This is a genomic window from Marinobacter shengliensis, assembly GCF_030297115.1.
GTDB lineage: Bacteria > Pseudomonadota > Gammaproteobacteria > Pseudomonadales > Oleiphilaceae > Marinobacter > Marinobacter shengliensis.
In genome coordinates this window covers 1,513,653-1,537,870 of sequence record NZ_AP028062.1, presented here as the reverse complement: position 1 = coordinate 1,537,870, position 24,218 = coordinate 1,513,653, and the positions used below count along the sequence as shown (strand labels likewise).

15 protein-coding genes and 1 tRNA gene are annotated in these 24,218 nt (G+C 56.9%); 8 read left to right on the top strand and 8 right to left on the bottom strand.

All coding sequences use genetic code 11. From position 1 onward, the window contains the following. Positions 1–111: 111 nt before the first annotated feature. The gene (locus tag QUE75_RS06985) at positions 112–2,970 is read left to right on the top strand and encodes a hypothetical protein (protein ID WP_286254651.1); all 2,859 of its coding nucleotides are present in this window, start codon (positions 112–114) and stop codon (positions 2,968–2,970) included. A 131-nt stretch (positions 2,971–3,101) separates the two neighbouring features. Here the strand turns inward: QUE75_RS06985 and QUE75_RS06980 are convergent, their stop codons facing one another. Next, a complete protein-coding gene (locus QUE75_RS06980) occupies positions 3,102–5,702 on the bottom strand; it encodes a penicillin acylase family protein (protein WP_286254650.1) in 2,601 nt (866 codons plus the stop codon). Between the two features lie 150 nt (positions 5,703–5,852). Next, positions 5,853–6,923 (bottom strand): CaiB/BaiF CoA transferase family protein, encoded by a 1,071-nt coding sequence (locus QUE75_RS06975; RefSeq protein ID WP_286254648.1) that lies wholly within the window; start codon positions 6,921–6,923, stop codon positions 5,853–5,855. Between the two features lie 189 nt (positions 6,924–7,112). Between QUE75_RS06975 and QUE75_RS06970 the strand changes: the two genes are divergently transcribed. Then, a complete protein-coding gene (locus QUE75_RS06970; RefSeq protein WP_286254646.1) occupies positions 7,113–8,132 on the top strand; it encodes an AraC family transcriptional regulator in 1,020 nt (339 codons plus the stop codon). 27 nt (positions 8,133–8,159) lie between these two features. Here the strand turns inward: QUE75_RS06970 and QUE75_RS06965 are convergent, their stop codons facing one another. Continuing rightward, positions 8,160–9,041 (bottom strand): tetratricopeptide repeat protein, encoded by an 882-nt coding sequence (locus QUE75_RS06965; protein WP_286254644.1) that lies wholly within the window; start codon positions 9,039–9,041, stop codon positions 8,160–8,162. Between the two features lie 4 nt (positions 9,042–9,045). Then, positions 9,046–10,713: a DNA recombination protein RmuC gene (gene rmuC / locus QUE75_RS06960; protein ID WP_396631694.1), complete on the bottom strand. Its 1,668-nt coding sequence runs from the start codon at positions 10,711–10,713 to the stop codon at positions 9,046–9,048. Between the two features lie 268 nt (positions 10,714–10,981). Between rmuC and QUE75_RS06955 the strand changes: the two genes are divergently transcribed. The 4 genes from QUE75_RS06955 to QUE75_RS06940 all read left to right on the top strand — a co-directional run bounded on the left by QUE75_RS06955 (position 10,982) and on the right by QUE75_RS06940 (position 14,778). Further along, positions 10,982–11,368, top strand: a complete 387-nt coding sequence (locus QUE75_RS06955) for a hypothetical protein (protein ID WP_286254643.1) — start codon at positions 10,982–10,984, stop codon at positions 11,366–11,368. A 146-nt stretch (positions 11,369–11,514) separates the two neighbouring features. Further along, positions 11,515–12,315, top strand: coding sequence for an ATP-dependent zinc protease family protein (locus QUE75_RS06950; protein ID WP_106695360.1), 801 nt, complete (start codon positions 11,515–11,517; stop codon positions 12,313–12,315). Further along, on the top strand, positions 12,312–13,829 hold the full coding sequence (locus QUE75_RS06945) for an inactive transglutaminase family protein (RefSeq protein WP_072677708.1): 1,518 nt from the start codon (positions 12,312–12,314) through the stop codon (positions 13,827–13,829). The genes QUE75_RS06950 and QUE75_RS06945 overlap by 4 nt, the downstream gene beginning before the upstream one ends. A 1-nt stretch (position 13,830) precedes the next feature. Continuing rightward, positions 13,831–14,778 carry an alpha-L-glutamate ligase-like protein gene (locus QUE75_RS06940; protein WP_106695359.1) on the top strand — a complete coding sequence of 316 codons (948 nt, stop codon included), beginning with the start codon at positions 13,831–13,833 and terminating at the stop codon, positions 14,776–14,778. A gap of 67 nt (positions 14,779–14,845) precedes the next feature. Here the strand turns inward: QUE75_RS06940 and QUE75_RS06935 are convergent, their stop codons facing one another. Then, a complete protein-coding gene (locus QUE75_RS06935) occupies positions 14,846–16,438 on the bottom strand; it encodes a BCCT family transporter (protein ID WP_106695358.1) in 1,593 nt (530 codons plus the stop codon). A 275-nt stretch (positions 16,439–16,713) separates the two neighbouring features. On the opposite strand from QUE75_RS06935, the gene QUE75_RS06930 reads away from it, so the two are divergent. Continuing rightward, a complete protein-coding gene (locus tag QUE75_RS06930) occupies positions 16,714–18,357 on the top strand; it encodes an FMN-binding glutamate synthase family protein (protein ID WP_286254633.1) in 1,644 nt (547 codons plus the stop codon). A 111-nt stretch (positions 18,358–18,468) separates the two neighbouring features. Further along, positions 18,469–18,545, top strand: a tRNA-Pro gene (locus QUE75_RS06925). 113 nt (positions 18,546–18,658) lie between these two features. Here QUE75_RS06925 and QUE75_RS06920 read toward each other — a convergent pair. From QUE75_RS06920 to putA, 3 genes are all read right to left on the bottom strand, one after another. After that, positions 18,659–19,114, bottom strand: coding sequence for a sn-glycerol-3-phosphate transporter (locus QUE75_RS06920; RefSeq protein ID WP_106695996.1), 456 nt, complete (start codon positions 19,112–19,114; stop codon positions 18,659–18,661). A 68-nt stretch (positions 19,115–19,182) separates the two neighbouring features. Continuing rightward, the gene (locus QUE75_RS06915) at positions 19,183–20,379 is read right to left on the bottom strand and encodes an MFS transporter (RefSeq protein WP_286254631.1); all 1,197 of its coding nucleotides are present in this window, start codon (positions 20,377–20,379) and stop codon (positions 19,183–19,185) included. Positions 20,380–20,586: 207 nt separating this feature from the next. Then, positions 20,587–24,216, bottom strand: coding sequence for a bifunctional proline dehydrogenase/L-glutamate gamma-semialdehyde dehydrogenase PutA (gene putA / locus QUE75_RS06910; protein WP_286254630.1), 3,630 nt, complete (start codon positions 24,214–24,216; stop codon positions 20,587–20,589). Positions 24,217–24,218 lie beyond the last annotated feature (2 nt).

The following is a 24,218-nucleotide window of genomic DNA, read 5'->3' as shown; positions in this document are numbered from 1 at the left end:
GACAACGAACGAATTCATAAAAGCAGAACAGGCAAAAGCACGGAATTCAGGGGCCGACCGGTTCCGTCTACGCCGGATATAACGACACAACAACAGGAAAAGGTTCCACCCATGTTCAAGAAAACTCTAATAAGTCTTGCCGTGGCTTCTTCCCTTGGGTTGACTGGTTGCTTCGATAGCGCCGGCGATGGGGGTAATGCGAATCCCAATTATAAGATCAGTAATCCTGAACTGGATGGCAAAACGTGGCCGCTGTTCAATCCGGTGACTGGCCAATTGCCGCTGCCCAATGACCTGATTTTCCGTTCGGACAACCCGGCGACAAGCATCAACGAAGCGGACGGCTCGTTCAGCGTGGCCGACTCCGCCCCCCCTGTCACAACAGCCCTTAATCAACTGAGCGGTGCATCATCCATCGCTCCCGCTGTTGTGCAGTTTAACGGTCAGATCGATGAAGATTCTGTTGATTCTCGCGCCTTCATTCTCACGGACCCAGCAGATCCTACCAGCGTTATTCCGAACCCAAACCAGAACGTATTCTTGATTGAGCTTGAATACGCAAGCGGTGATCCGGTTCGCGGTCTGGGTGCCGGCGAGTCGCCAACCATTCCGCTGGCCATCACAGCCCAGGTAGCTGCTGGTGCCGCTCCACAGGATCTGAGTGGCCGCAATCAGGCGCAGGCCGGAGCCTATCTCTTCGGTTTAACCCAATCACCTGATTATGTTGCTGAAGTAGTCACGCTTGACGGCAATTCCGCAATACGCATCAACCCGACCAAGCCACTTAACCCGTTCAAGCGCTACCTGGTAGTTGTCACCAAAGAAGTGCTCGACGTTAACGGCGACCCGATTGTTCAGTCGCCACTCTATCGCGATGTAGCTGATCCCACTCGAGTTCTGGGCAACCCAACTGCTCTTGCTCCTGTACGTCAGATCGTGGATGGCTTCTGGGAGAAGGTAGCGGCCAGCTTCTTTGGTGTACCCAATCAGGCGAGACCAACGGCGCTCACTGAAGAAAGCATCGCTATCTCTTACAGCTTCACAACTTCAAATGATCAGCGTGTTCTGCAGTACATCGCTGACCCAAAGACCTTTTTTAAAGAGACGATCCTCGCATCCATCCGTTTCGATGCGGTAAAAGAGGCGCGGGATGAAGGAGAAACTGACTTCTTTACTTTGTTTGGCATCGGTAATGCTGCCGTAGCTGCAGCAGAGCCCACTGCTGATGGCCAAGCGGACGCACTGGTTGGAGCATTCACCGCCGGTGAACTGTTGCCAACGCCCGCTGACCTCAGCTCTACCGCAGAGTTCGGTACCCCGCAGGATGTGACTCAGGTATCGGCAATCGCGAGCCAGTTTGTCGATTTCGGTGACGTTAATATTGTTCAGGGTACCATCGACCTTCCCTACTATCTCGGGGTTCCAACCGGATCGTCGGATGCCGAAGGTTCCGTAATTAACACTCAAAGCTGGAAAGCCAATGCAGCCTTGGCGGCTGTCGCCGGCGATCAGCTTGGCGTTGAACTTGCGCAATCAGACCCAATGGTTAGTGAGGTCGTGAACTATCGATTCCCGTTCCCGGCCAAGACTCAAGACGTCACCGTTCCCATCATGGTTCTCTACCCGGCCGATTACGATGGTAGCACGCCGCTTGAAACCGTCATGTACATGCACGGCATTACCACTGACCGTAGTACCGCACTTACCTTTGGTAGTGCACTTGCTCATAACTCCGGGGTTGCCGTCGTCGTTATCGATCAACCGGTTCACGGTGTGACTCCGTTCAGTGCGGAAGCTCAGGCTGGTCTGGCAACCCAACTGTTGACTGTGGGGCAAGCGAACGGGTTACCAGAAAGCTTGGCACCGACCGACACTAATGTTCAGGCGGTGATTGCTGGCCAACTGGCTATCGGCTTTGTAGTGGGCGCTACAGGTCAAACTCCTGAAGATTCGGCCGCGTTGATCCAGAGTGTCGTTACAGGCGGAACTTCCGGTGATGCAGCTCTCGATGGAGCCATTCGCGCTCTCCGCTCTTTTGAGAACACTGTTGCAAACGCTGGCTCAACCGTTCCAGGCATTGCCAAAACCGAGCATGAAAGGCACTTCGATTTCACCGCCAACGCTGCAACCCAGCCGACGGCCATGACAGCAACCTCCGGGGAGTCCGGTAGTCTGTTCATTAACCTGACGAACTTTACCAACACCCGGGACAAGAACCGTCAGGCAGTGGTTGACCTACTCAACGTTCGTGCATCGCTTGCGGGCCTCGACTTTGACGGCAACGCAGGTGCCGATCTGGATGCAGATAGCGTTTATTTTGTCGGTCACTCACTCGGCACGATCGTGGGAGCGCCTTTCGTTGCAGTCGCCAACGAAACCGCAGCCACTGAGGATGACATTATTGCCGCTCAACTGCTGACGCCTGGCGCCGGCATCGTTCGTATGCTTGAAAACTCCCCGACCTTCGCACCACGGATTCTGGGTGGCCTACAAGCAGCCGCAGGTCTTGAGCAAGGCGACGGCGCTCTGGAGACGTTCCTGAATGTATTCCAGGCTACCGTGGACTCCGTGGACCCAATCAACTTCACAGGCAGCCTGAATGCATCGGCTACACCGGTGCTGCTCTCTCAGGTAAATGGTGACAATGTAATTCCAAACGATGCGTTGGCAGCCCCCCTGGGTAACGCATTTGACGCTTACCTGTCTGGCACAGAACCACTCGCACGACTGTTAAATGCCAACAATGTCACAACTGCCGGTGTCCCGGTTGACCTTCCTGCGATAACTCGCTACACCGAAGGCACCCACAGTACGCCTGTGCTTCCGCAGGGCGGCCCTCTCGACGCACTTGTCTTTACAGAGATGGTAAGCCAGACTGTGAGTATCATCGAAGAACTGGGAGGGGCTGGAACCGTTGTTCCTAACATTCTCGGTAACGCGAATTACGAGGATATCGTCCAGCAGGATTGAACACTTAACTCGTGAAGAAAAAAGAGGCGGCCTCTCAGGCCGCCTCTTTTTTTGTACCTCTAACTAGCGAATCGCACGAACTAGCAAATAGCACGGGCGTACGTTGTTGTAACGCCCGCGCTCTTCCCGCCTTACTCAGTCATGATCTGGATTGTCCCGTTGGGAATGAGATTCGCCTCAATCTCACCATCACTGAAGTACAGCTTCCGATAATCCTTCTCCGAGTAACGCAGTCCCTGATCATTGAAGTATGGTGATCCCTCATCACTCGACTGGGAGTAGCTCACCAGTCCATAGGCCTGAGGGCCCTCGTCTGTGAACTCCAGACCGAAATGCCAACTGGTCCCCCTGGCCATCAACCAACCTTCGCCAGGCTGATCAGAAAGCCCCGCCGTGTTACCAATGGTCGAAGGGGCAATCCTTGGAAATACCGTGTCTTCGGCAACAGGCGAGGCCACTACACCAATCGCATTAAAGGCGCCATCGATAGTCCCGTCACCTCCATGCCAGGGAAACGACTGAAGCTGCTCAACTGGGGTACCACCAGGCGGCACTCCACCGCTCGGCTGATAGTATTGCACCTGCCCGAGCGCCACATCGTAGGCAATTCCAACGGAATCCAGAGCTTCAAGCCCTTCGGCAAGCGCTATCAACATTGCATCATCCGCCGTACCTTTAGTAGCTTCTGACGGCGACGCGGGGGTTGCAACGGGATCGCTAGGATCAAACGGAACGGTCAGGTCCGCCCCAAAACTGTTCCGGTAGTTAGCAATGAATACCCGGAACACATGGGCGCCAACGCTATCCACATCATATACGCCATTCCAGTCCTGCAGGACATCACAGGCCTCCTCCACAGCCCTGGAGCCACCGCCCGAAAGATTCACGGGGTCGCTGCCAATCAACGTACAACGGTCCCGCAACTCGGGCAGGAACTCCTCTGCGTACCAGGTACGGTTGTTGTAGATCACGTTGATCAGATCAATCGCCCCAAACTTCCCATCTTGCCCAGCCGGCGCGCCGGCAGCAAATCCCGGATCAGAAGGGTTTTGCAACATTTTGATGCCGATACGGGTTCTTGGGTTCAGGGGCGTTTCTTCTGAGCCGAAGAGGGGGGAAAACCCTGTCAGGAAAGCATCCGGGTTGGTTGCCCAGTAACTGTCATTGGAGTTTTGCACCCAATCGGTACGAAGTAACTGAGGCCGTTTTTCATAGGGCACCAAACCGCCGCATTCACCCTCTACCCAATCATCGCGGGACTTACTTCCATCCAGCAAAGTCAGGCCTGCATTAAAGAGCTGATTGTATTCGGGGCTGACCTTTCGCTTAAAATCTACAACCGCCAGCGCAGCATCCGAAAGATGCGGCACCGAGCTGCTGTCAATGTAATAGGCGTTGCCCTGATCATCCGCGTAGGTGGTATTAGTCCAGAATGTGGTGCCGCAATTCTGGAACACTTGCCGGAACTCAGCCAAAGTACTGGCCCGGCTCATTTGCAGCCAGGTATCCAATAGCCGCTGAGTAGAGGCATTCGCATCCCGATAGGTGTATGCAGTACCCGCTGCGCCCCAGGCGGGGAGGCCGCCGCTGGTTACCGCATCAGCGGCCAACATAGGGCCATACTCTGAGAAGTAGAACGTCTTCTCAAGAATAGTTGGTGTTGGAGAGCCGTTGTTCACCTCGATTCTGTAGGTTTCTGAGGTTATGGGCCGCTCCTGACCATCCTTCAGGTAAGTGAAGTTATCGCCGTCTTTGAGTTTCAATTCATATAACGTAAAACGGCGGCTAGTGGTTACCGTATGAGACCATGCCAGATTCTCATTGAAATTAATCAATGGAATCGCGGTACCCAGCAGCCCCGCTCCGTTGGTATTCAGGTAGCCAGGAACGGTCATCTGGACTTGGTATAGCCTCCTGTGGCCGGTGTAGGGAAAATGCGGGTTTGCCAGCAACGCACCTTTACCCTGCTCCGTCAGGTCTCCACCAACACCCCAGGCGTTACTACCAAGCCCGAAATCCTGATAATCGATTTGATTGGCCGCGTTTGACGTTGCGTTTGCAACCAGTTTCCGTAGCATTTCATCGGAAGAGGTATCTCGTGAGGCCGCATCCATCACCGGTGTTGGAGAAGGTGATTCGCCGTCCGGCACTGCCAGGAATACGGCTCCCGTGGCAAACAAAGCGCCACTGGCGTATTGACCGACGATCCGGTAGTGAGCAAACAGATCAACAGGTGTGATCTCTTTTACCCAAGGTTGATTCCGGCACTCCGGAGGTAAATCTGCCGACTCTGTTTCTTTCACATACTTATTGTAGCCAGCGGTAAATCCCTCGATGAGGGCTCTGGTCTCACTACTGAGGCTCGGATATTCAGCTTCGGCGCCACTCAGAATTTTCTGGGCCTTAAAACTGAAATCATTGATGATGTTGATATCCCCGGGCCCTGGCCCAAAATACTTTGCTCTCTCGCTCCTGGCCTTGACGATTGCCTCCGCCAACAAACACACATTGTCCTGAGTTTGGGCGTAACCCGCGCCGAATGCCGCCGATGCGAGGTTGTCGGCTTTGACGTGAGGCACGCCATTGGTGGTCCTGCGAATGGTAGCGTTGAACTTACCGTCTGCGGGGAATAGCGTTTCGTCGACACTTGAACCGGAACCCGATGAGCTGCCGCCAAAACAACCGACTAACAACATGCTGGAAGCAAGCATTACTCCAGCAGCTTTCAACACACCCAGGTGGGCGTGTTGAGAACTATCGCTTAGCCATCTCATAATAAATCGTCCATTGTAATTGTTGGATAGGAGCCAAAAACCTGACTCACTATCACAAATTAGCAGACGACTTTAGTTTTTGCCCGCAAATGAACACCAATTCACTCTTTAATCTGACGCCGCAACATGCCGAATCGGACAACCTAACTGCCGCTGCCCCACACCATCCCCCCGATCCCTCTCAACCACCATCCCCCGCGCCTTAATCTGCGGATGCTCCGCCGCCTCCTCGATCGTCAGCACAGGCTCCACACAAGCATCCACCTCGGCAAAAATTGCCCGCCAATCGGCAAACGTTTTCGCTCCAATCTTCTCTTTAATGGCAGCCTTCAACTTCTGCTGATGCTCAGGGTTCTGGCTCAGGGCGAAGCTCTTCACCTCGCTGAGTCCGAGCGTGTCACACAACCGTGCGGAGAACTGCGGCTCCAGGCTGCCTACCGACAACCAACGGCCATCGCTGGTCTGGTAGTAATCGTAGAAGGTGCCGCCATTGAGCATGCCGCCCTCGGGCTTCTGGGGCTGGCCGCCGGCCAGGGCGGCGGCGCCGGCCATGGCGTTGAGGGAGAAGGCGGCGTCGGTCATGCTGATGTCGATGAAGGCGCCCTGCCCGGTTTGCTGGCGCTGGATGACCGCAGCGAGAATGCCCATCACCGCGTGGTGAGAGCCGCCGGCCACGTCGGCAATCTGGATCCCCATGGGAGGCGGGCCGCTGTCGGCGCGGCCGCAGTGGCTGGCGACGCCGGAGATGGCCAGGTAGTTGATGTCATGGCCGGCGCGATCTTTGTAGGGGCCGGTCTGGCCGTAACCAGTAATGGCACAGTAAATCAGATTCGGGTTGATGGCTTTGAGGGTTTCGTAGCCAATGCCCAGCCGATCCATCACACCCGGGCGGAATTGCTCCACTACGATGTCGTAGTCTTTGACCAGTTCTTTCACCTTCTCCACGCTCTCAGGCTGTTTCAGGTTGAGCTGGAGTGTCTGCTTGCCACGACTGAGGTACGAGAAGGTGGTGCTGAACTTGCCATCAAACGGGGGCATTACCTTGGCCAGGTCTACCCTGTCCGGCGCTTCCACACGCAGCACCTCCGCGCCCATGTCGGCAAGCATCATGGTGGCGTAGGGGCCGGGTAACAGGGTGCTGAAATCGAGTATTTTCAGGGCGTTCAGTGGGCCTGCCATGGTCGTCTCCATTGGTTGATCTGAGGTATTGTTATTACTGTGGCTCATGCTGCCGGGTTTTGCAGAGGGGGCCAACTGCCGGTTCCTTCATTCCCATTGGCAGAATCTTCCATCTTTCGCGAAATCAGATGGTTGCATTGTCCCTCGGGGCACTTATGATGAACATCGTTTCCATCAATGGCACCGGTTATGTCTACGCTTACGGTTTCAAAGCATTTCGTTGAAGCATCCCTCTCCGGCGCGGAGCGCCTGGGGCTGGATAGCCGTGCGCTGCTGCAGGAGGCCGGCATTTCGCCGGATTTGCTGCGCATAGACATGGCCCGGGTAAGCAGCGACCAGTTCAGCCGGCTGATGCAGGTGATCTGGAACCGCACCGGTGACGAGTTTATGGGCATGGGGCCGCGGAAGGCCCGCACCGGCACCTTTGCCACCATGTGCGCCCTGGTGATTAATTGCCAGACGCTGGAAGAAGTCTACGAGCAGGCGTTCCGCTTCTCCCGCCTGTTTGAGCCCATGGTGAGCATGGAACTGGAAGTTAACGAAGACAACGCCCGGCTGGTGGCCCGTATCGAGGGCGAGATTCACGACCCAAGCTATTTCCTGCGCGAGAGCATCCTGGTGATCTGGCACCGCCTGGGCAGCTGGCTGATTGGCCAGCCGGTGGAGCTGGAGAAGGCGGAGTTCAACTATCCCCGCCCCGAGCATGGCGATGAGTACCGCCATATCTTCCATTGCCCACTGGCGTTCAACTCCGACTGCATCGCCCTCACCTTCAGCAAGCGCTTTCTCTCCGCCCCAGTGATCCGGGACAAGCCGGAGATGCGCCAGTTTCTGAAAACCTCGCCTGCGGATCTGTTATCCCGGCCAGACGAAAGCAACACCTGGACGGGTAGAATTCGGGGGCTGATTGGCCGGGATTTTTCCAAGCCTATGCCGGATTTTGACTGGATTGCCCAGGAGCTTCACACCAGCCCGCAAACCCTCCGGCGGCGGCTCAAGCAGGAAAATACGTCGTTCCAGGAGATCAAGGATCTGCTACGGCGGGATATGGCCATTTACTACCTGAGCCATCAGGAGTTGCCGATCAACGATATTGCCGAGCGGGTGGGCTTTACGGAGCCTTCAACGTTTCACCGGGCCTTCAAGAAGTGGACCGGCGTCACCCCGGGTGCCTGGCGGGAGGGCGAACGGGGTGACCTGGCCGAATAACGGCCAGGACCTTGCAATCAGTGCGGATCAGGAGCCGGAACTGCCCTGCTGCAGGTTGCGAATCAGTCGGCCCAGGGTCAGGGCAATCTCGTTCACCTGGTTTCGGCTTTGAGCCAGCTGGAACAGCCGGGAGCCATCCCTCGGATCATAAATCCAGCAGGCGCCTACAGCGGGCTCACAGTCCCAGCGGGGCTGTGGGTTTACGCCAAATACCGGCAGCGAAACAGACTTCCGGACGGTTGTATCATCGGTGTTCCTGGTGATTTCCTGAATGTTCAGGTTACCGTTGGCAACGCTCACCCGGTACCGGATGTCTGCTGGCCGGTCCAACCGCACCACGGTTTTGTCCCTGCGCCAGCCGGCGGTTTCCAAGAGGGCATTGAGATGGATGGTCAACGCCTCCCGGTCTGAGTCGGCCAGGTACAGCTGGCGCAGGCTTTTCAGCTCCTGGCCGCCCGCCGGTTCGATAATGGCCACGGGCTCTTTGGCTTCGCCATTGCCGTTGGCCAGCGCCCGAACGTTGGCGCGATTTTCTTTCTCAATATCGGTGATCAGCTTCAGTGACTGCTGGTAGTGCTTCCCATCCACTCCAGCCCTGCTCACATAAGCTTCCAGGGCCGCCCGCGCCTCGTTGAGGTGGCCGGCCTGCAACATTGCTCGGCCGCGGTAGTAGAAATAATCTGCGGGCTTTTCGGTTTCCATCTTCTGCAGACGGTTCAGGTACTCGCTCGCCTCACCCCAGCGCTCTGCCGAAACGGCCTCTTCGGTAGCCAGCATCAGGCGACGGATCTCATGCTCCGGTGCCAACGACTGCCCGTGGGCAGAAACCGTGGCCAATGAGGCCACCATTGCCAGGCCTGCCACTAATGACCGTCCACCGGCCAGGCTTACAATTCTGGGTGACAACATACCGCTACTCCTGATCGTCATTTGTGCCTTCTTCCGCTACCTCAGGTGCGTCGCTACCTGCGTCTGTAGGCGCGCCAAGCTCGGTATGCTTCGGCTCGCCGGAATCGGCATCTTCGTCGTCCGCATCCACCTCGGCCTGGTCCACAATGGCTTTGGGCAGTTCCTTCTTTACCCGAACCCCAAGTTCCACAAACCGGTTGGCCTGGGAGATCAGATTACCACGGCCACGAGTCAGCGTATTCATGGCGTTATCATAGGTGCCTTGAGCCGTGTGCAGCTGGGTGCCCAAACGCTCCATGGCCTCCACAAACACCCGAAGTTTGTCGTAGACGGCGCCAGCCCGGTCGGCAATCCGACGGGCGTTCTGGCTTTGCCGCTCGTAACGCCAGATATTTTCAATCGTCCTGAGGGTCGCCAGCAAGGTGGTGGGAGTCACCACAATAATCTTTCGCTCGAAGGCTTCTGCGAACAGGTTCTCGTCTTGCTGGAATGCTGCCACAAAGGCTGGCTCGATTGGCATGAACAGCAGCACGAAATCCGGAGAATGCAGGCCATTAAGCTGGCTGTAGTCTTTCTCACTGAGGCTCCGGATATGGCTGCGCACCGCCTCTACGTGTTGCTTGAGGGCTTCATCACGGGCGCTGTCTTCCTCGGCCACTACCCACTGCTGGTAAGCCAGCAGTGACACTTTCGAGTCTACCACCAGGTTGCGCTGGTCGGGCAGATGTACGATGACATCGGGGCGCAGTAACTGGTTGTCTTCGTCCCGGTAGCTGCCCTGGGTTTCGTATTCTACGCCTTTGCGCAGGCCTGAGCGTTCCAACACTCGCTCAAGAATCAATTCCCCCCAGTTGCCCTGTACTTTCTTGTCGCCTTTGAGGGCGCGAGTCAGGTTGGCGGCTTCCTCGGTAATCTGGCGGTTCAGATCCTGCAGCGATTTAATTTCGCTTCGCAGGGCCTGGCGATCCCGGGTTTCGGTGGTGTATACATCCTCAACCCGTTTGCGGAAGTCCTGGAGCTGGTCCCGGAACGGGTTGAGCAGGGAATCCAGGCTGGTTTTCGACTGCTGACTGAAGCGCTCGCTTTTCTGGTCAAAAATGCGGTTGGCCAGGTTCTCGAACTCCTGTTTGAGGGCGTCCCGGTTTTTCTCAAGCAGCTCCATTTTTTCCGCTGCCGAGCGGCGCTCTTTGTCAAGGGTCACCTGTTGTTCCCGGAGCTCCACTTTCAGCTGGTTGAACTCATCGCTCAGGCTCTCAGCCCGCAGTCGGAGATCCCGGTTCTCCTGCTCCAGCTGACTTAACCGGTCCCGGCGACTGGCCAACTCCGAATCTGTAGAGGCCAATCGGTTCTCCAGACTGGTGGCTTTCTGGCGCCAGGTCTCGAGACTGTTATCCCGCTCCAGCAGGGTTTGCCGCTGCTGCTCGATCTGCTGTTCCAGATGGCTTACCTGTTGATGGTGCAACGCCTGAGCCTGATCCGATTCGCGCAACCGGGCATTCTGATCAGACAACTCCTGTGCCTTCAGATCCAGCGCGGCACGAACTTTGCGCACTGTCAAAGCGGCCCAGACCAGGCCAGCAAACAAGGCGACGCACGCCACCAGAAGCGTGATAATCCAGCCGGCCAGCCATTCGGGGCGTAGCTCCATAAGATTGGTCAGGGTATCGACCACAGCGTGAAACTCCTTTCGTAGCGTGTTAACACCAAAGATTTTCAATGGTTAGTGTTAGCGAACCAGTCTACCCCAAGCGCGGAACTTTTTGCCCGTTAAACCCTCATTACCTGTGCTGATCTCAGTTCCGCCCTCGACTGATCGGCATTTCCGGCAAGTGACGGAATCCGGTTCTTTACGGCTAACGTAAATTGCTCTACAAGGAACAGAAGGATCTCTCAACGGCGCAGGGTTCCGAACCCTGAACGCGCCAAGGCAGGACCAGCACATGCTCAAGGCACTCTGGAGAAAACTGGGCGTAGATAACATGCCGGCAACAGGTGCGGGATGCATGGGTGACGCACTTTGCACCTCAGATGCGCACTCGGGGCGCGAGTCTGTACGGGTGTTGCCTCACATCACCCACACCGGCGAATTTCACCTTGAGCGCCTGACCCAACTTCTCAACTCTCGCTATGGCCAGTCAGTGCCCACAAATGAACACAGCGCTGTGAGCGACCAGACGCTGAAAGACATCGTAGGCTTTGCCTCCCGCATTCAGGATCAGGATATCCAGCGCGAACTGTTGCTGTTCTATCTGAATTGCTCCCCGGTGATCCAGGAATTTCTCCGCTCGGAAACCGCCCTTGGCCAGGAACAACTGATTTCACCCTGAGTCGATTTTCAAGGCCTTAACCAACTGTAAAGTATTCACACAGGTCACGTGTAGTATACTTTGCCGCCTGATTCAGAAACACATTCACAGGCTGCATTCATAATCGGTCGCAGAAACCGCTTCCGCAGCCAGCTCAGGGGAAATCAATGGGTTACAGGTTCTTCCAGCCTCGGCGCTTCCTGATGTTCGTTATTCCAACCATGGCGCTTGTGATCACCGGCTGCTCGGCAGATCGTTACTTCATGGTCCCCAAAAATAACATGGAAGACCTGAGAACGTCGGTACAAACCCAGAGAGCCACGCAGGTGACGATGGAAAACAACGCCACCGTGCGGCATGAACAACTGCTCCACAAAAGCGACGCTGCCACACAAACCATTCTCGACGCTATCGCTACCCAGGTTGAAAGGCCCGTTTGCCCGCCGGCCGCAGCACCGGTTTGCCCTGCAGTTGCAGAGAACCAGGGGCGCGCCGACAGGCTCAAAGGCAAAGTGATTGTGGGGGAAATAGAGAAGTTTTACCTGGCCGGCCCCGGGCACATCTACACCGCACGCATTGACAGTGGCGCAGAGACATCCTCGATTCACGCACGTAACGTCAAACGTTTCGAGCGGGATGGCAGCAACTGGGTACGCTTTGAGGTACCTGTGCCCGGTGCGGACGGCGAATGGGTCACCATGGAGCGGGAGATATCGCGCCGTGTTCGGGTCATTCAGGCCAGTGCCGAAGAAGCCGAACGGCGCGTGGTGGTGGAGCTCCAGTTTGCCATCGGCGACCACCAGCAAGTGGCCGAGTTTACCCTGGCCGACAGGACTAACCTGACCTACGAGGTACTGATTGGCCGGAACGTTTTGCGGGATGTCATGCTCATTGACGTGGGTAAGGAATACGCCACGGAACTTCCTGACTCCTACCGCAGGCGAGCGAATAACGGAGATGACTCATGACCGTCCGCTCCAGAGCGCCGTTCTACGCATTTGTTCTGTTACTGATCGCCGCCGGCATTTCCATTGCCACCTGGCGACACATCGAGCTTGGTGTCCCCTGGATGACGGGCGAGCAAAGGCCAGTCTGGATGATCGAAGCCCGGGTGGACTTTGTCGGCCAGGATGAGGCGGCACAGATAAGCCTGCACATTCCCGAGCAACCGCCGGGGTTCAGCATCCTCACCGAACAAGCAGCGTCCCCGGGCTATGGTTTCTCCATTATCGAAACCTCTGGCAGCCGGCGCGCCGAGTGGACCAAGCGGGATGTCTCCGGCCCCCAGACACTCTATTTCAAAGCCCAGTTTGTGCCTGATGACAGTGCCGGGGAATCCGCGCGGTCACGAAAACCGAGGCCAACCCCCACCTTTTGGGAAGAACCTCAGGCTACCGCAGTCCGCGAAGTACTGCGCCAGGCTAACGAACGCTCCAGCTCTCCGGAAAGCCTGACACGGGAGCTAATCCGGCTGCTTCAGCCTGACAGCCGAACCCAGAACACCACCCTGCTGGTGGCTGACGACAACTACCTGCAAATGCTGGTTCGAATGCTGAATCATGCTGGCATCCCAGCCCGCACCGCCGACGCACTCAAACTGGAAGATGCCCGCCGCCGTCAGCAATTGATGCAGTTCCTGCAGATACATAACGGTGACCGCTGGCTCACCTTTGACCCAAGAACCGCCGAACAGGGGGTACCGGAAAACCTGCTGCTGTGGCGCCAGGGGTCGGAATCGCTGCTTGATGTGGTGGGCGGCGACAACTCCCAGGTAAGCTTCTCCATGCTCCGGCAGACGGTGCCCGCACTTCAGCTGGCCACCCTGGAGGCCAACAAGAACGGCCTTGGGGTACTGGGGTTCTACCAACTCCCGATCGAAGAGCAAAGCATGTTCCGGATGCTACTGCTACTGCCCATCGGGGCTCTGATCGTGGCATTTATGCGGATTGTTATCGGGGTTCGCACCTCCGGCACATTCATGCCCGTGTTGATTGCCGTGGCGTTTGTCCAGACAACCCTGGTGCCCGGACTGATCGCTTTCCTGTCGGTCGTCGCTATTGGTCTGCTGTTACGAGGCTATCTCTCCAGCCTCAACCTGCTTCTGGTTTCACGAATATCTGCGCTGATCATCCTGGTGATCTTTATCACCGCCGGACTCAGTATTATCGGCTATCAAATGGGCTTCAATACCGGCATGACCGTCACTTTCTTCCCGATGGTGATCATTGCCTGGACCATTGAACGAATGTCCATACTCTGGGAAGAGGAAGGTGCCCGCGAAGTTATGGTACAAGGCAGCGGCAGCCTGTTTGTCGCAATTTGTGCCTATCTGGCCATGAACACGTCGCTGGCCGGGCACCTGACATTCAACTTCCCGGAACTGCATCTGGTGGTGCTGGGATTGATCCTGCTGATGGGGCAATACACCGGTTACAAGCTCAGCGAATTAAGGCGCTTTACCCCGATGAAGGCCTACGACTGATATGGACTGGATTTCCCCCAGAAAACTGAAAAAGCTTGGCATCCTGAACATGAACCGGCGAAATGTGGACTACATTTCCCGGTACAATGAACGGGAGTCTTATCCGCTGGTTGATAACAAGCTGAAAACCAAGCTGGCAGTCAGCGAATACGGCGTCAAAACCCCGGAGTTGTTGCAGGTAGTTCGCCAGCAACACGAAATATCCCATTTTCGGGAAATTGCCGAGGGGCTCGCTGGCTTCGCCATCAAGCCCGCCAAAGGTTCCGGTGGCAAAGGCATTACCGTGATCACCGGGCGAGATGGCGATGACTACGTCAAGGCCTCTGGCGCCCGTATTTCCGTGGCTATGCTCGAACGCCATCTGACCAACATTCTGGCCGGCCTCTATTCCCTGGCAGGAACGCCAGACGTCGCGATTGTGGAAGATCTGGTACAGTCCACCCCCTCCCTCGCCAGATACTCCTTCCAGGGCGTTCCGGATATCCGCATCATTATCTTCCAGGGTTATCCGGTGATGGCCATGCTGCGACTGGCCACCAAGGATTCCGATGGCAAAGCCAACCTGCACCAGGGAGCCGTTGGTGTTGGCCTGGACATAGGCACCGGCCGCAGCCTCAACGCGGTTCAGTTCAATCGCCCGATCACCCTGCACCCGGACACTGGCCTGGCATTGGAAAACATCCAGATTGACAGCTGGGAAGACATGCTGGAAATGGCGTCCCGATGCTATGAAGCCACTGGGCTGGGCTATATGGGCGTAGACCTGGTGGTCGACACCCAGAAAGGCCCCCTGCTGCTGGAACTCAACGCGCGCCCTGGCCTGGCCATACAGATGGCTAACGGGGAGGGGCTGTTACCCAGGCTGAGAAACATCGAGGCCCTTAAGCGCCCCCATTTCAGCCCCAGGGAGCGTGTTCAGTACGCGATGGGAGCTTTCGGGAAATTCTGACAAGCGGCAGGCCACAAAAAACCGGAGCACTAAGCTCCGTTTTTTTGTGGCCGTGAAGGCTGCTCCGTCAGAGCAGCTCACCGCGTTGCAACAACAGTTTTCGTTCGTGTGTCAGGCCTTTCAACAGGCCCCATGTCATGATCAGCAGCACGACAGTGAACGGCAGGCCGGCACTGATGGCCACCGCCTGAATGGCCCCCAGGGCGTCGTCACCGCCACCAAAGATCAAGGCTGCGGCAATCGCACCTTCCATCACCACCCAGAACACACGCTGAGCCGTCGGTGCATCGGTCTTGCCACCGGCAGTAATGCTATCGATGACCAGTGAGCCAGAATCCGACGATGTCACGAAGAACACCAGCACCAGAACAATACCCACAAAGGAGATGATTCCGGTCAGCGGCAGGTTGGCGAACATCTGGAAAGTCGCCAGCGAGACTTCTGTCAGGCCGTCCTCTGCCAGTGCACCCATGCCTTGCTGGATCTGATCCAGGGCGGAGCCACCAAACCCACTCATCCACACGGTGGTAATCAGGGTTGGGATGATCAGTACCGCAGTTACAAACTCGCGCACTGTCCGGCCCTTGGACACCCGGGCGATAAACATACCCACGAACGGTGACCAGGAAATCCACCAGGCCCAGTAGAAGACAGTCCAGCCCTGGAACCAGGCCTCGTCTTCACGGCCAAACGGATTGCTCAGAGGCACCACGTTAGCCACGTAGGTGGATGAAGTAATCCAGATGGTCTCGACGATGGCCAGGGTCGGGCCAGCGAAAATCACGAAGGCCAGCAGGACGCCAGCGGTGACCATATTGATGTTACTGAGCACCTTGACGCCGCCATCCAGACCGCGAAGCACCGAAATCAGCGCCAATGCCGTGACACCAACAATAATGGCCATCTGAACATTGATCCCGGCGCCCATACCAAACAGGTAGTCCAGGCCCGAGGCAGCCTGCTGCGCACCAAAGCCGAGGGACGTCGCCAAACCAAAGATGGTGGCGACCACTGCCAGCACATCAATGACATGCCCAGGCCAGCCCCACACTTTATCCTTCAGGAGCGGGAAAAAGGCTGAGCGGATGGTCAGCGGCATGTTCTTGTTGTAAGCAAAGAACGCCAACGACAAGGCGACCACAGCATAGATTGCCCATGGGTGCAGACCCCAGTGGTACAGAGTCGCGCCCATGGCCATGTTACGGGCCTCGGCCGAGTTCGCCTCTACATTGAACGGCGTCTCATACCAGCCGGTGTAGTAAGCCACGGGTTCTGCTACGGCCCAGAACATCAGGCCAATCCCCATACCCGCTGCGAACAACATGGCAAACCACGACATTGTCGAGAATTCCGGCGTTGCCTCCTGACCGCCAATCCGTATTTTGCCTACGGGCATGAAGATCAGGGCCAGGCTAACCACCACAAAGATGTTGGCACTGATCAGGAAGAACCAGTCAAAGGATCCGATAATGTCCCACTTCATGCCGTCCAACGTTTCCTTGGCGGCTGTCGGGAACATCAGGGTTGCTATGACAAACAGCACAACAATGACTGATGTGACCGGGAATACCCAGTTATGGAGGTCCAGTCCAAACGGTCTTATGTTGTCCTGGCCTGCGACGTAATCCGTCTGATATTCGTCTTTCACTACCTCGCCCACGTTGGCGCCTCCTGGTCTGGTGTGACGATTGAATATTCGTTCGGTTTCATTAGCTGTGAATCTATCCTCATAGATTACAAGCTAGTCATCTTATTATTTTGAGCTCAAAACATCAAAAGTTGACATGTGTCATCACTGCACATTCAAGCATAGACCAGATTTCAGAGGCGAAAGTACAACCGGACATCTATCTGAACCCCTCCGCACTGCAAGCCGTAAGATATACTTGAACCCACGCCAATTTGGCGTGACCCGTACCGACCACAGAGGTATCCATGGCGAAAACCACCACCTTCCCGCTGCGCTACTCGGCCTATGTAATCAGCATTGCCGGTCTGATCATTTCCTTACCGATCACTTTGTGGGCAGGCGCTGGATACGTTATTCCATTGATTTTCGCTGGATTGACCACCCTGGGAACCTGGGATTTGCTCCAGAGAAGTCATACGGTAAGTCGCAACTATCCGATCATGGCGAACTTTCGCTACCTGTTTGAGTCCGTGGGGCCGGAGATCCGGCAGTACTTCATCCAGTCAGACACCGAAGAACGGCCATTCTCCCGGGAACAACGCACCATTGTTTACCAACGGGCCAAGAACGTACTCGATAAGAGACCGTTTGGCTCACAACTCGGCATGTATGAGGAGGGGTTCGAATGGATGAACCATTCCCTTACACCAAGCAAGTTGAGCTCCAGCGACTTCCGTATTGTGATCGGCAAGAACTGCGACAAGCCCTATAGCGCCAGCGTATTCAACATTTCCGCCATGAGTTTTGGCTCGCTGTCTGCCAACGCCATTCTCAGCCTGAATTCCGGTGCTCGCAAAGGCGGGTTCTACCATGACACCGGCGAGGGCTCTATCTCCCGTTACCACAGGGAGCCAGGCGGCGATCTGGTTTGGGAAATTGGTTCCGGCTATTTCGGCTGCCGACATCCAGACGGCAGCTTTAACCCGGATATGTTCCGGGAAAATGCCTGCATTGATCAGGTTAAAATGATAGAGGTCAAACTATCCCAAGGTGCCAAACCCGGCCATGGCGGCATTCTGCCAGGTGAAAAAGTAACCCAAGAGATTGCCGAAGCCCGAGGCGTTCAGGTCGGCGAAGACTGCGTATCCCCGGCAAGCCATTCCGCTTTTTCCAACCCGGTGGAACTCTTGGAGTTTCTGGAGCAGCTTCGCGAACTCTCCGGTGGCAAGCCGGTCGGTTTCAAACTGGCCATTGGTCACCCCTGGGAGTGGTTTGCCATTGTCAAAGCCATGCTGGCAACCGGCAAGAAGCCTGATTTTATTGTGGTAGACGGCGGCGAAGGAGGAACCGGTGCCGCGCCCCTCGAGTTCATCAACCGGCTGGGCATGCCCATGACCGAAGCCCTGTTGCTGGTACACAACACCCTGGTAGGCACCAACCTTCGGGAAGACATCGCCATTGGCGCCGCCGGAAAGATCACCTCGGCCTTTAACATCGCCCGCACCCTGGCACTCGGTGCAGACTGGTGTAACGCCGCTCGCGGCTATATGTTTGCCCTGGGATGCATCCAGGCCCTTAACTGCCATACCGGACGCTGCCCCAGCGGGATAGCCACCCAGGACCCACGCCGGGGCAACAAACTGGACGTTCCCCTGAAAAGCGAACGGGTATTCAACTACCACAAGAACACGCTGGACGCCCTTCAGAACCTGCTGGAAGCATCTGGCCTGAAACACCCCTCCGAACTGGGCCCCGAGCATATTGTCCGGCGCGTCTCCAAAACGGAAATACATAGCTATCTGGACCTGTTCCCGTGTCTGGAACCCGGCGCCCTGCTGGAAGGCAAAACCGGCCTGACGGTATTCGACAAATACTGGGAAGAAGCCCGGCCCGATACCTTTGAGCCGCCGGAGTTCATCCTGAAACTGAGGGAAACCAAACTGAGGTAATCCTTTGGAGAAAATCGCCCGCTCCCTGTTTATTTTTACCGTGGGCTGGTGTAGACTTCGCTCCCGCTAAGCCACTGAGATAAACCTCTTTTCTTGGTGGACCGCAGTTTACGGGGCGTAGCGCAGCTTGGTAGCGCACTTGCATGGGGTGCAAGGGGTCGTAGGTTCAAATCCTACCGTCCCGACCAGAATTCCCTACACAAAACCCGGGCCGAAAGGTCCGGGTTTTGTTGTTTCTGGCTCATCAATTCTGACAACGTTATGTGCCAACCTGAACTGTCAAGGAATCCTTGACAGCTGCCTAGAACTGTAAGCCTGTAGTTATCATCACGGCAGCCGCACCAAGAAAGGAAAGCTCCGAGGATACATGCTGCCCTCGAACCCCCACCGCAGGAATAATAGCGGGCGCTACGCCCAGGTGATTCAGCGGAATCTTATCCCGATACTCGCCCCGATACCCGTGCATCAGCCCACCGGTCACCTTGGCAAACACTGGCCCCGGCCCGAAATCAAAGTACCGGCCGGTGAAAACATACGCTGAACGCTGGCTGAAAGAATTCAGAAAGCTTGCTCCGCCAACCACCCAATCGTCCTCACGGGCATATTCCAGCGAGACCAGTTTCTGGTCGTTGTTGTGTTCCGGTTTGGGATTGTGGTGGGTTGTGAAAACACTGGTCTGCAGCAACCAGCGGGATTCATTGGCGTGCGCAGTATTGGCTGCGAGAACCACAATCAAGAAAATCAGTAATCTGGTCACGGAATAGCCCCTCATTTCTGCAGGCTGAATGGTAACCACCCGAGTACCGAAGTTCAATTTGCAAAGGATTACGGCTTGAACAGCTTTCGCCCTATGGGTAGCGCGGCGGCGATGGCAACACCGGAGGCGCCGAACGCCAGTGCGAAACCGCCCAACTCCAGCAGAAGGCCGAACATCAGCGGTGCCAGAAAGTGGATGGCGCGGTTGGCCATCAGTCGCATTCCCAGCGCACCGGAGCGCTTGGCGCGGTCAACCGACTCCGCAAGAATAACCATGGACAAAGGCTGGGTAAGTCCTGAGCCGATACCGACCAGCACCGCGAGCAATCCCATGACGACAACCTGTTCCGTTGCACCCAGAAGCGCGATACCTGCAGACACAGTGACCAGTGACAAAAACACCGTATTCACACGGCCGCCGGCGAGCTCGATGATCGACGCCATGAACGGACGAATCACCATGGACACCCCCGCCCTGAGGCTCACCAATATCCCGATGATCACCGGGCTGATTGCAAGGCTCTCCAGATAAACTGGAAGGTAACTACCGTAAACACCGAGGGCAAACATGCCCAATACTGTCACCAGAACCGACAGCTGTACGCCGCGATTCGATTGCATCAAAGCCCACTGGGCCCGGAATCCTGCCTGCTTTCGAGTAACCTGAATGCGTTCAGTGGCCTGGCCGGTCAACCAGAATCCTACCACGCCGGCTACCAGCGCAAACGCTGCCATCACCAGAAACGCGTAGGCCGTTCCGCTGGCGCTCAGCAACAGCCCTGCCAGCAGAGGGCCGATCACCTGTCCGCCGGAAAGCCAGGTGGAGTACCAGCCAAAATACTTCTCAAGGCGCGGACCCGCGCCCAGGTTGGCAATAATGGTTTGTGCCGCCAGAACCATCTGGAGATGCGCCAGACCAACCAATAGCTGTCCCAGGACCAATCCACCAAAACCAGGCCAGAGGTGCATGGCCAGAAGCCCCGCCACCATCAAGCCGGCACCGGTTATCAGCGTTGCCCGACCACCGAAACGGCTGACCACCCCACCCAGCGGAATAGCCAGGGCCAGGGGTAACAGATACTGGGCACTCAGAACCGCACCAAGGACCAAGGGAGAGGCGCCCAGTTGCAAGCCGTAGACCGGTACCACGACGATTAGCATGGAGTAGACCACGAAACAGAGCGTCAGCGACAGGCAGACTGCGCAGAAGGTTTGAGTGGCTTCGGCTTCGGCTTCGGTGGTTTTGCTGGGGGCGGGTGTGTTCAATGTGGGCCAGCGGTGCGATTGGAGAAGTGAATTTAGAGGGAGATGGTAGCGCAGGATGGGGTCGCTTGCTACGTGGCTACGAGGTCGCTACGGGGTCTGTCCCCGAATGGGGACTGACCCCAATCGCACCAAGCATCGGGGTTCGGAGATTGACCGAGGTAAAAGGGGGTCAGTCCCCGTTCGGGGACAGACCCTTGGGGACAGACCCTATTCGGCGGAGGCGATCAGACTGGCGTTGCCGCCCGCGGCGGTGGTGTCTATGCACAGGTGCCGTTCGATCACGTAACGCTGGTCCAGTTTGTGCTCGGTGATGATGGGCAGCAACGCACCATCGCGCCGGGCGAGGGCCTGGCGATATTGCTTGAGCAGAGGCTTTTCGGCCACGCTGGTAATGGCGGCATAGCCCTCAAGCTGGGTCAGTGCATCCGGAGCGATCACGCCGTCGGCGGCCACTACCGGCAGGCCGGCTTTGATGGCATCCGCCAGGGCTTTTTCGGCACCCGGTGCAATCACAACCACCTTGTTGCCCTGTGACAACGCAGTGCCAGCCTGCTCTACCGCAGACTCCGCATCCGGCCCCAGGCACAGAATGGTGCCGCGGGCATGACAGGACAGGTGGTTTTGTTCGCCGGTTGGTCCTGGCATTTCTTCATAGCCAAGATCCAACGGCGCCGGTACGTTCTTGAACCAGGGGCGCAGAGCTTCTTTACGGCGATCCGCCGCCGGTACCTCGGCCTTTTCCAGCTTGTCGATCAGCTTCTGAACCTTGTCAGCCCCGAGTACCTTGTTGCTGGACTCCGACCGCTTGTGGACCATCTCCGCTCTCAGGAAGCGACGCACGTACTGCGGGCCGCCGGCCTTCGGGCCAGTGCCAGACAAGCCCTCTCCACCAAACGGCTGAGAGCCCACGATGGCGCCAATCTGGTTCCGGTTAACGTAGGTGTTGCCCACCTTGATTCGGCTGGCAATGTGCTCAATCCGGTTATCTACCCGGCTGTGAATGCCGAAGGTCAGGCCGTAACCCTTGGCGTTCACCGCATCCACAACCTTGTCGATGTCTTTGGCTTCAAACGTAGCCACGTGCAGAACAGGGCCAAAGATTTCCTCTTCCATTTCCTCAATGCCACTCACCTGAAGCACCGCAGGGGAAACGAACAGGCCTTTTTCGGGTACCTTAATCTTCTTCAAGAGCTTGCCTTGCTGCTCGAACTTCTGGCAATGATCGTTGATCTTCTTACGGGCGTTCTCGTCGATCACCGGGCCAACGTCGGTAGACAACAGCCAAGGGTCGCCAATGCCCAGCTCTTCCATGGCGCCATAGAGCATTTCCAGCAGGTTGTCGGCGATGTCTTTCTGCACGTACAACATGCGCAGAGCCGAACAGCGCTGGCCGGCACTCTGGAATGACGACGCCAGAACGTCCCGCACCACTTGCTCGGGCAACGCGGTGGAATCCACGATCATGGCATTCAGACCACCGGTTTCCGCCACCAGTGGCGCGTCCGGCTCCATGTGTTCGGTCATGGCTTTGTTGATACGTTGGGCGGTCATGGTGGAACCGGTGAAGCAAACGCCATTCACCCTGGCGTCGGAGGTCAGGCCAGCACCCACGGTGGCCCCGGTGCCCGGCAGCAACTGGATAGCCGCCTTGGGAATGCCCGCCTGGTGCATCAGTTCAACCGCCCGTACCGCCAGCAGTGAGGTCTGCTCCGCCGGCTTGGCGACCACCGCATTGCCTGCCGCCAGGTTCGCCAGGATCTGGCCGGTAAAGATGGCCAGCGGGAAGTTCCAGGGGGAAATACAACAAACCACGCCAAGGGCCTCGCCCGCCTCTTTGTAACGGACACCCTCGTTGGCGTAGAACATCGCGAAATCCACCGCCTCACGAATCTCCGCCACCGCGTCCAGCAGGGACTTACCCGCTTCCCGGGTAGTCAGGGCAAAGAGCTCGTGTACGTTCTCTTCATACAGGTCGCCTACCTTACGGACCATCTCGGCGCGATCCTCCGCAGACAGCGCCGACCACTGCTTGAACCCGTCCCGGGCAGCGTCCAGGGCAGCAGACACGTCTGCCTCGGAGGCGTAGGTAATGTGGCCGACCAGATCATCCGGGTTGGCCGGATTGCGCACCTCAACCACTTCATCACTGGCGGGCTCAACGGCCAATACCGGACCGCCGTGCCATTGATGACTCTTGTAACGATTGCGGCCCTCGTCGATTTCCTCAACGATTACCGGGTCGGTGATGTCCCAACCTTTGGAATTACGGCGTTGCTCACCAAAGAGCTTCGACGGATGCACAATCGCCTTGCTGGACAAGTTGTGCCCCAGAGTCTTCACCACATCAATCGGGTCTTTGGCAATCTCTTCCGGAGTGATACTGGTGTCCACAATCTGGTTCACGAAAGAACTGTTGGCACCGTTCTCAAGCAGGCGGCGCACCAGGTACGCCAGCAGATCTTTGTGGGCACCAACGGGAGCATAGATCCGGCAAGGTACACCGCTGTCTTCAAGCACCTGGTCGTGCAGGGATTCACCCATGCCGTGTAGTCGCTGGAACTCAAACTTGTCGCGACCCAGGCCTTTTGCCAACTCCAGCACCGCAGATACGGAATGGGCGTTGTGGGTGGCAAACTGGGGGTAAATCCGGTCTGTCATGCCCAGCAACTGCTTGGAACACGCCAAATACGACACATCGCTGCAGGCCTTGCGGGTAAACACCGGGAAGTCCGACAACCCCATCACCTGGGCCCGTTTAATTTCGGCATCCCAATAGGCACCCTTCACCAGCCGCACCATGATCCGGCGATCCAGTTTCTCAGACAGTGCATAGAGCCAGTCCAGCGTCTGGGACGCCCGCTTGGCAAAGGCCTGGACCACCACGCCAAAACCGTCCCAGCCTTTCAGTGACGGTTCCGACAGAATCGCTTCAATCACATCCAGGGACAGGTCGAGCCTGTCCTGCTCTTCCGCGTCAATATTGAACCCCATATTGGCCGCTGCGGCCTTCTGGGCCAGTTTCAGGGCCCGGGGCATCAACTCATTCATCACCCGCTCTTTGTTACCGTACTCATAGCGGGCCAGCAGTGCGGACAGCTTTACCGAAATACCCGGATTGGTGCGCACATCACCTTCGCAGCGCTTGCTGATGCTGTCGATAGCATCGGAGTACGCCTGGTAGTAACGCTGGGCGTCGGCATCGGTACGGGCAGCCTCACCCAGCATGTCATAGGAATAGGTGTAGCCTCTTGCTTCCTGGGCCTTGCCACGCTCCTGCGCTTCTTCGATATCCCGGCCCAACACGAACTGTCGGCCCATTTCTTTCATGGCCTGCCCCGCCACGGTACGAACCACCGGCTCGCCAAGGCGCTTGACCAGTTTGCGCAGGGTATCCCCCACGCTCTGGCACTCGGAGTCCTTCAACAGGTTACTGGTCATCAACAAGGCCAGGGTGGCCGAATTGATCAGTCCGGATTTGGCCTTGCCCACGTGGGCGCCCCAGTTACCGGATGTAATTTTGTCTTCGATGAGATCATGGATGGTCAGGTTATCCGGAACCCGCAACAGCGCCTCGGCCAGACACATCAAGGCCACGCCCTCTTTGGTGGTCAACCCGTACTCAGAAAGGAATTTTTCCATAATGGTCGGGCGGGCACTGCCACGGACGCTGCGAACCAGATCGGCCGCCCGGGCAGAGATCGCCACCCGAGCGTCATCGGAGAGCTGAGCCTCAGCAATCAATCGATGAATAACCTCATACTCGTCCGCCAGGTAGTTGGCACGGATGGCCTTGCGAATGTTATGAAGCTCTGGCGTCATGGATTGCTGTGGACTCATGG